This is a genomic window from Tolypothrix tenuis PCC 7101 (genome assembly GCF_963874875.1).
GTDB classification, from domain to species: domain Bacteria; phylum Cyanobacteriota; class Cyanobacteriia; order Cyanobacteriales; family Nostocaceae; genus Aulosira; species Aulosira tenue.
This window is the reverse complement of the sequence record NZ_CAWNJS010000001.1, coordinates 4,424,692-4,434,457: the sequence shown is the minus strand read 5'-3', so window position 1 is coordinate 4,434,457 and position 9,766 is coordinate 4,424,692. Positions and strand designations below refer to the sequence as shown.

The window sequence follows — 9,766 nt, the reverse complement described above, 5'->3', positions numbered from 1 at the left end:
GCTTCTCCCTGAGGGAGAAGGGGAATTGAATCTCTTGCTCCCCTCTCCTGGTGGGAGAGGGGCTGGGGGTGAGGGCAAAACCTTGCAACCAAGAGGGTTTCACGTTAAGTTGACACCAATGACAAGATGTCCACCCTACAATAAATACTGGGATATTTTTTTATTTGGAAGTCCCTAAGTCCAAGGTCTATCTTCCAGCACTGTGGACAGCTTTGTGAGATTTGCCTTACGTCGATAACGATAACGCCACATCACAAAGCCAGTGACCAACAAAATAGCCGGAGAAAGACCCACAAAAATATACAGAATCCGAGTGAGTAGTCCGCCAAAAGTACCAAAATGCAGAGGATTAAAAGCATCTACTACTTCGTCACCAAAAGAAAGCGATCGCGAATTGCGAACCTGCAATACTTTCCCTGTATATTGATCTAAATACACTCGGCTACGCCAAACTTCCTTTTCTTCAGGAAATCGTTTACCGACAATAAATACAGCTTCAGGGCTGCTAGGGAAACCGATATAAGTGGTAATCGCATCTGGTAAAGCAACATCAGCAAGTTGCAAAATTTCTGCTAAAGCTAATGGTGATTTACCTGGGATGGGTTGGGATGTCGGTTCTATCGGTTTGGATGAAAAAGTAACACCATAAATCACAGGTTCTGCATAAGAATAAAAATTCCAGCAAAACCCTGTGAAACCAGTTAGACCAAGAAATATGGCTGTGATGATTCCAGCTACTTTATGGATATCAAAATTGGTGCGTTTGATATGAGCATTCCATTTAATCTTGAATCCTGTAAATAGCTTGCGCCAACCAGGCCAAAGGATAATTCCTGTAATGCTGAGGATGAATAATAAAAGCGCTGCAATCCCAACAATTGCAACCCCAATATCCCCAGCTAGTAAGGAATAGTGGAGATTGTAGATTACACTCATGATCGCATAATCACTATAGCGATCGCCTAAAATTTTGCCTGTGTATGGATTGACTAGTACTTCTAAAGTCGGTTTTTTTGGGGATTGCAATTGAATATGTATTGGCTCATCTGGTGTTTGGGGTAATTCCAAGAAACTCAAATTCAAGCTGGGGTCGGGGTAAGCAGCTTTCACATTATCAATAATAGATAATATTGAGAACTGCTGTGGTTGAGGTGTAATTTTGCCAAACTGAACTTCCAGCAGCAAATGGCTAATTTCTTCTTCAAAAACCAGCAAGCTACCTGTCAACCCGACAACCATAATAATGAGTCCAGCAGCTAACCCTAAATAGCGATGTAGCTGAAAAGCCAGATGACGAATTTTCATGTTAAAACTCGATAGCAAATGAGCCAATAACTGTTAGCGGTGCGCCAGGAATTACTGTTGTGCGGCCAAGTTCGCTAGTTTCAAAATAGCGAGTATCAAATAAGTTTTGGAAGTTAATCGCTGCTCGCCAATTATTTTGACGGTAATAAATCGCCGCATCGGTGCGGATATAGCTTGGTAATTCAAAACTATTTTCTAAATCGCCCTTTCGTGCATCTACATAAAACAATCCCATCCCTAAACCAAATCCTTTAAACCCACCATTTTGAAACTCATAGGTTGTCCAGAGGCTGGCTTTATTGTGTGGCACATTAGGAACTTTGTTACCAACCGGAAGATCATTGCTCTGACTAATTTCAGCGTTCGTATAGCTATAAGAAGCAATGATGTTCCATCCTGGGGAAATCTCTCCTGAAATATCAAATTCAAGTCCTTGGCTGCTTTGTTCACCAACAGCAATGCTAAATGCTGGATTAATAGGATCTGTAGTGGCGATATTGGTTTTGGTGATGTTGTAGAACGCCAGATTAGCAGCCAACTTTGGAGTCAATTCGGCTCTAATACCTACTTCATACTGGTTACCACGTGTTGCTTCCAGCAATGAACCATCGGCTCTAATACCACTGTTAGGAGAGAATGAACGGCTGTAACTGGCATAGAGTGAAATCGGTTGAATAGGCTGATATACAATACCTACACGAGGACTAAATGCTTCACTTGATTGACTAGTTTCAGTATTTTCTAACTTGTCATTCCGGCTTTGTGTAACAGTATCAAATCTTCCACCAATTAAAAGTTTGAGATTATCTGTCAGGGCAATTTGGTCTTGTAAGAAAATACCTAAATTATCTGTTGTAGTGATGTCATCTCGAAGCAAGATGAAGGATGAAATATCTGGAGGCAATACATTGTAGATGGGATTAAAGATATTAATGCTGGGTGTTTGGCGCTCCACTATAGAGGTATCAAACGCATCAGATGGGGTTCTAAAAAAACCTTCTGATGTATTTCTTTGTAAATCAAAACCAAATAGCAGCTGATGGTTGACTGAACCTGTTTTAAATTTACTTGTGAGGTCAGTCTGCATCGCATATATCTTGTATTCATTGGCACTATCAAAGTAGTCACGGAATAAAGTGCCAGTCTCTTCATCTAATTGTGTTGCATTCGTATTCAAGACTTTTTCATTGTTTTGTAAGAATTGAAAGGCGTTACGAAGTTTGAGATTGTCATTAAACTCATGTTCTAAACGATAGCCAATACCAAATTGCTCACTACGCCGAAAGTCACCAGGTTCCCCTAAAAATCGGCTACGGGGCAGATCAGCAATTCCAGTGCCGATCGCAACTATCCCTCGATCCAAAGTCCGTTCGTCGTATAGATAGGTAGTATTAATCGATAAACTAGTGCGATCGCCAAGCTTAAAATCAAACACAGGAGCAGCAAAAACTCGCTCGCTATTGACAAAATCGCGGAAGCTACCAGCATTTTGATAAGCTAAATTCAACCGATAAAGAGCGGTTTTATCAAGAGTTAACGGCCCAGAGAAGTCAAAACTACCACGGTAAAAGCTATAGCTACCAACAGATAATTCTGCACTATAGAAAGGATCAGCCAAAGGTCTTTTAGTCACTACATTGACTACACCCCCCGGTTCAACATTGCCATATAGAACCGAAGCTGGCCCTTTTAAAACCTCTATTTGCTCAATACTCGCGGGATCTCGCAATGAGAAGTTACCATCACTGTTACTTTGTCTGAAGCCATCTTGCAGAATAGTTGCATCGTCAAATCCCCGAATATTGAAGCTATCTATCGTACCGCCAAAACTATTACTACTAAAAACACCACTAACATTTCGGAGTGCATCAATTAAACGTACCGCTTTTTGATCCTCAATCGCTTGTTTAGGTACAACCTGAATTGATTGAGGAATATCGCGGATCGGTGTATCTGTTCTAGTGGCAGTTGAAGATTCTGTGACTCTATATCTGTCTTCCTCACCAGTAACCAACAATTCAATTGGTTCATCTGTTGGCGCTGACGGTGTTTCTGGAGGCTGTTCGGCAGATGGTTGAGTTGGTGTTTGTGGTGGTTGCAGTTGGGCAGCAGTAGCCTCTGATGCTACGCCAAAAATTAAACCTTCATCACTATCAAACAGTTCAATTTTGGGTGCGCTTTCCTCACCTATCAATGTCACACGAATACTATTTGCATCTTGATTACTGACAATTACCTCTGCAATACCTGTAGCTGGCTTTTCTTGGCGAAAGGTCTGACCACTAGAAAGGCGTAACTGTGCATTAGAAATGTTTGCAATATAAGTTTTGCCATCAATTTCTGGCTTTACTTCTAACTTTTCGCCCAAGGTAGTTTCTAATATCAAATCTATCCCTGTAGCTGTGCTATTAATCTTGACTCCTGTAATTTCTATAACTTGATTTCCAGGCTGCGAACTGGGTGTTGCAGACTGAGCTAACCTGAAAGAACCCTTGATTTCACTGAATCTGGGGATTTTTTTATTTGATTTAATCTTTGCACTCGTCTCAATTGACTGATTTAAAAGCTGTGCATCTTTCTCTAAGACTTCTTCACTCAGAGCAGCAGTAGTATCCCCTACAACAACAGAACTGATAAGTAACAAGCTTGACAGTATTAGCTCTAGTTTCATTCTTGTCTTCACGCCCAATCGCAACTCACAGGTTGTCATCAATAATATTGGTCAAATTATTGCAAGTAAATGTCAATATGTAAACCCTAGGGCTAAATGTTGTCTTTTGCAAATATTTCGCAAAATTTTAGGATGTAACAAACTCTAACACTAGCAGCTAAATTTGCTGCTAGCTCAAAAAATTTGCCTATGAATGGGCTATTCTCTGGACATGGCACAGAATAGTAGTGAACCTGAATATTACTTTAATATTATTTACATCCATCTAAAGATAGAAATATTTTTTCAAATCTAAATCCAATAGTCTGGCCATTATTTTATAAGTAATTCTTATATATAAGGGATTGAAAGATCCAATTACTTGCATTAGTGTGATTAAGGTAATTGAAAATAAATAGCAATAAGTTCTGCCGAAAGCGGTGACACTTGGCTATTGGTAGAGAATTAAATGACTGTGATTGCGTTTGCTTGCAATTGAGTCCAGCATTGGTATCTAGCTCTTGAGAATAAAATGGTTCAACCTTTTAATGACTTAAAGGATAATGGCTATAGCTGTTCGACGTTGATTGAGATTCTGCAATATAGATCCCAATATCAGCCGCACAAAGAAGCTTTTAGGTTTTTGCAAGATGGGGAAAATACAGTAATCACACTCACATATCAAGAGCTAGATCGACGTAGTAGAGCGATCGCATCGCAACTACAATCAATGGGTATGGCTGGCGAACGTGCATTACTGCTGTACCCACCAGGGCTGGACTTTTTAGCTGGTTTTTTTGGTTGTTTATCTGCTGGAGTGGTAGCAGTTCCCGCTTACCCACCGCACAACCAACGCAACACACCCAGAATTCAAGCTATTATCGCAGATGCACAAGCAGCAGTTGCTCTGACCACAAGCACCCTTTTACCCAAACTTCAATCCTTAATCAGTGACAACGACAGATTTCAGTGGTTAGCTACTGATCATTTAGAACTGGGAATAGAAACTGCTTGGCAAGCACCCTTGATTAATCAAGACTCTTTAGTATTTCTGCAATACACCTCCGGTTCTACAGGCACACCCAAAGGAGTGATGCTAAGTCACAGCAACCTTCTGCACAACGCAGCTGTGACTTATAAATTCATGGAACACTCACCACAGAGTAAATTTGTTTCTTGGCTGCCTGCATATCATGATATGGGACTCATTGGTGGCATACTCCAACCTTTATATGGAGGGTTCCCTTGCATATTAATGTCTCCGGCTGCTTTTTTACAGCGTCCATATCGTTGGTTGCAAGCAATTTCCCACTATCAAGGAACTACTAGTGGTGCGCCTAACTTTGCCTATGAACTCTGCATTGATAAAATTACCCCAGAGCAACGTGCCACACTTAATTTAAGCAGTTGGAGTGTTGCGTTTAACGGTGCAGAACCTATCCGACAAGAGACTTTAGAAAAATTCGCCGCCACTTTTGCAGAATGTGGTTTCCGTCCAGAAGCCTTTTATCCTTGCTATGGTATGGCAGAAGCTACTCTGATGGTTTCTGGTGTTGCTAAAAAAGCCTTACCTCGTAGTAAAACTGTTGATAAAGTTGCACTCTCCCAAAATCAAGTACGCGAGAGTAGTACAAATCAAGATAACCAAACCTTTGTTAGTTGTGGTTATAGCATTCCAGAACAGCAAATAGTTATTGTCCATCCAGAAAATTGCACTCGCTGTCAAGCAGATGAAGTTGGAGAGATATGGATAGCTAGTCCAAGTGTGGGTAAAGGCTATTGGCATCGCACTCTAGAGACAGAACAAACTTTCTGTGCGTACCTCAAAGATACAGGAAAAGGGCCATTTTTACGGACTGGAGATTTAGGTTTTCTAGATAATGGCGAACTGTTTATTACAGGGAGGGCTAAAGATTTAATTATTATTCGTGGTCGCAATTTTTACCCACAAGATATTGAGCTAACCGCAGAACGCAGTCATCCTGCTTTGCGTTTGGGTAGTTGTGCTGCTTTTGCGGTTGAGGTAGAAAATGAAGAACGTTTAGTGGTAGTGCAAGAATTAGAATTTCGTGCCAAACCTAATCATGAAGAAGTAATTAACGCCATTCGTCAGGCTGTTGCAGAAGCGCATGAAATTCAAGTCTATGCAGTAGTTTTGATTAAACCTGGCACTATTTATAAAACCTCCAGTGGTAAGATTCAACGCCGTGCAACGAAGGCAGCATTTCTAGGGAATAACTTAGATATAGTTGCCAGCAATATTAGAAAAACTGCGGAAGTTGCAGTTAACGATAATACACTACAACGCCAAGTTTTGTTGCATCTGGCTCCCAATGAAAGACAGCCACTATTAGAGAGATACATTCAAGAACAGGTAGCCAGAGTATTATCTATCCCATTGTCTGAAGTTAACCCAGAACAAGCATTCAGCAGCTTTGGCTTAGATTCCTTGAAAGCCTTTGAACTACAAAACCGCATTGAAAACGATTTAGAGATTACCTTACCCATAGCCGACTTCTTTGCAGGGTTGAGTGTACTATCACTCTCCTGTAAAATACTGGCTCAACTCAACACAGTTGCAATTTCCTCACAATCAATTCTTCCAGTCTCCAAAAACAGCAGAAATCATCCCTTATCTTTTGCTCAACAACGACTATGGTTTATTCATCAGTTAGCGCCTGATACACCTGCATACAATCTTCCCTTGATCATTCGCTTGCAAGGAGGTGTGAATGTTGCAGTTCTAGAGCAAAGTCTAAATGAAATTATTAACCGCCACGAAATACTAAGAACAAACTTTATAGTTATAGACGAGCAACCTGTTCAAATTATTCAGCCAGAACTAAAAATTAAATTGGCTGTTGAAGATTTACAACAATTACCAGAGGATAGACGCACTCAAGAAGCCCAGCAAACCTTTGACTTATCTTCTCAACCTCTATTGCGTGCTAAACTGCTGCGTTTAGGGGAAGCAGAATATCAATTAGTCTTGATTCTAGACCACATTATTGTTGACGGTTGGTCTATTGGTATCCTCATCCGCGAACTAACTGAAACTTACAAAGCATTTGTCAATAGCAAACCTTCACCATTACCAGAATTACCAATACAGTATCTAGACTTTACTTATTGGCAAAGAGGGTGGTTGCAAGGCGAAAGATTGCAAACTTTGGTTTCTTATTGGAAGCAACAATTATCTGGCAATTTACCAATATTAGATTTACCGACAGATAGTCCAAGAAAGGTGTTTCCTACCTTCAACGGTGCTCAAGCGAAATTAGTTCTATTACCTAGCTTGAGTGCAGAATTGAAAAACTTCTGTCAGCAGGAAGGTACTACTCTATTTATGGTCTTGCTGGCAGCATTCAAAACCTTACTATACCGCTACACTGGGCAAACAGATATCTTAGTAGGTTCTCCAATTGCAAGTCGCAATCGAGCCGAAATAGAATCATTAATTGGCTTTTTTGTCAATGTTTTAGTATTGCGTACTTCCCTTGATGGTGTACCCACTTTTAGAGAATTGCTGCAACGAGTAAAAGCTACCGCCTTAGAAGCTTATACTCATCAAGATTTACCCTTTGACAAATTAGTAGAAGAACTACAGCCAGAACGACATTTAAGCTACAATCCCCTATTTCAGGTGATGTTCGTTCTGCAAAACGTACCATTACCAACGCCAAAGTTATCAGATATAGATATAACTTTTACAGAGGGTTTTAACGACACAGCTAAGTTTGATTTAACTCTGTTTATGGAAGACATAGAACAGGGGTTAATTGCCACTTTGGAATACAATACTGATTTGTTCGGTGCAGATACAATGCATCGGATGCTAGGACATTTGCAATCATTACTAGAAGGTATAGTTGCTAATCCCGCTCAGAGTATTGCAGAATTACCCTTGTTAACTGCATTCGAGCGCAAGCAAATTTTAGTTGATTGGAATCAGACTCAAACAGACTATCCGCAACACCTGTGTATTCATAAGTTATTTGAGGAACAGGTAGAAAAAACTCCAAATGCTATTGCGCTTGTATTTGAAAATCAACGACTAACCTATCATGAGTTAAATACCAAAGCGAATCAACTAGCATATTACTTACAAAAATTAGGAGTCAAACCAGAAGTTTGTGTAGGTATTTGCATGGAACGTTCACCAGAAATGGTGATTGGATTGTTAGGAACTTTGAAAGCTGGTGGTGCTTATATACCACTTGATCCTAAATATCCTCAAGAACGTTTAGCGTTCATGCTAGAAGATAGTCAAGCTCAGATATTGCTGACTCAAACACATTTTGCTAAAGGCTTTACAGGTAATATTAATACTATCTGTTTAGATAGTGATTGGCAGTTATTAGAACCCCAAAGTAAAGAAAATTTATTCAGTGAAGTAACATCGCAAAACTTAGCTTATATTATTTATACTTCCGGTTCCACTGGTAAACCAAAAGGCGTTGCAATTGAACATTGTAGTTGCATTGCTTTATTACACTGGGCAAGACAAGTATTTAGTGATCATGAACTTGCAGGAGTATTAGCTTCAACTTCTATTTGCTTCGATTTATCGGTATTTGAAATATTTGTGCCTTTAAGTTGGGGTGGAAAGGTAATTTTAGTAGAAAACGCTTTGCATCTACCTAACTCGACTGCTGCCCAAGAAGTAAGCTTAGTAAATACAGTTCCAAGTATCATCAGCGAATTACTGCGAGTTAATGGTTTACCTAGTTCAGTACGCACTGTTAATCTAGCTGGCGAACCACTCCAACATCAACTGGTGCAACAGATTTATCAAAATGATGCAATTCAAAAAGTTGTCAATCTTTACGGGCCTTCCGAAGATACAACCTATTCTACATATAGTTTAGTCAAGAAAGAGGATAAGGCAGTAAATATAGGTCGCCCGATTTGCAATACACAAATTTATCTACTAGATGCTAATTTACAACCAGTACCAGTTGGTGTAAAAGGGGAAATTTATCTTGGTGGTGCTGGGTTAGCTAGAGGTTATTTCAACAGAGCAGAAGTAACTAATGAACGCTTCATTAATCACCCTTTTGATAGTCAATTAGGTTCGCGTTTATATAAGACTGGAGATTTAGCTCGTTATTTCCCAAATGGTAATTTAGAATATTTGGGACGCATTGATTATCAAGTTAAGATTCGCGGTTTTCGTATTGAGTTAGGCGAAGTTGAAAAAGTATTAATCGCACATCCAGCAGTACGCGAAGTTGTGGTTTTGGCATTAGATAAACAAATAGTAGCTTATGTTATTTCTGAGGAGGAACAGATAACTACAACTAATGAACTGCGAAATTATTTGCAAGGAATTTTACCAAATTACATGATTCCGACTTTATTTGTGCAACTAGATGTTATGCCACTGTTGCCCAATGGTAAAATAAATCGTAGTGCTTTGCCAATTCCTACAGATTTGCGCCCAACAATAGCTGTAAATTATCAAGCTCCGCGTTCAGAAACTGAAAGAGCGATCGCTAATATTTGGCAAGAAGTATTAAAATTAGAAAAAGTCGGGATAAATGATAATTTTTTTGACCTTGGTGGTCATTCTTTGCTGATAGTTCAGGTAAAGCAAAAGCTAGATGCAGCATTGAATAAGGAAATATCTATTATTGAGTTATTTCAACATCCAACAATCGATTCTTTAGCAAAATATTTAATTCAAGACTCCAAGCAAGATTCACCTTGGCAATCAATACGCGAACGTACTCAAAAGCAAAGAACTGCTTTCAAAACTAAACAAAAGCTTTTGAGTAATTCTCCTGAAAATAATAACCTAAAGGGTTAGAG

The 9,766-nt window shown here is 39.5% G+C and carries 3 protein-coding genes; 1 reads left to right on the top strand and 2 read right to left on the bottom strand.

The features are described from left to right. Positions 1-174: 174 nt before the first annotated feature. Together AACU25_RS17870 and AACU25_RS17865 are read right to left on the bottom strand one after the other, a co-directional pair. Entirely contained in the window at positions 175-1,305 is a 1,131-nt protein-coding gene (locus tag AACU25_RS17870; protein ID WP_096577839.1) for a PepSY-associated TM helix domain-containing protein, read from the bottom strand. A gap of 1 nt (position 1,306) precedes the next feature. Further along, positions 1,307-3,976: a TonB-dependent siderophore receptor gene (locus AACU25_RS17865; protein WP_096577837.1), complete on the bottom strand. Its 2,670-nt coding sequence runs from the start codon at positions 3,974-3,976 to the stop codon at positions 1,307-1,309. A gap of 511 nt (positions 3,977-4,487) precedes the next feature. Here AACU25_RS17865 and AACU25_RS17860 point away from each other — a divergent pair. Then, positions 4,488-9,764 carry a non-ribosomal peptide synthetase gene (locus AACU25_RS17860; protein ID WP_096577835.1) on the top strand — a complete coding sequence of 1,759 codons (5,277 nt, stop codon included), beginning with the start codon at positions 4,488-4,490 and terminating at the stop codon, positions 9,762-9,764. The last annotated feature ends 2 nt before the right edge of the window (positions 9,765-9,766 follow it).

What these genes read in the sequence shown, in the direction of transcription:
- AACU25_RS17865 (WP_096577837.1), bottom strand. Translation starts at nt 3,976, where the DNA reads ATGAAACTAGAGCTAATACTGTCAAGCTTGTTACTTATCAGTTCTGTT.
- AACU25_RS17860 (WP_096577835.1), top strand. Translation starts at nt 4,488, where the DNA reads ATGGTTCAACCTTTTAATGACTTAAAGGATAATGGCTATAGCTGTTCG.
- AACU25_RS17870 (WP_096577839.1), bottom strand. Translation starts at nt 1,305, where the DNA reads ATGAAAATTCGTCATCTGGCTTTTCAGCTACATCGCTATTTAGGGTTA.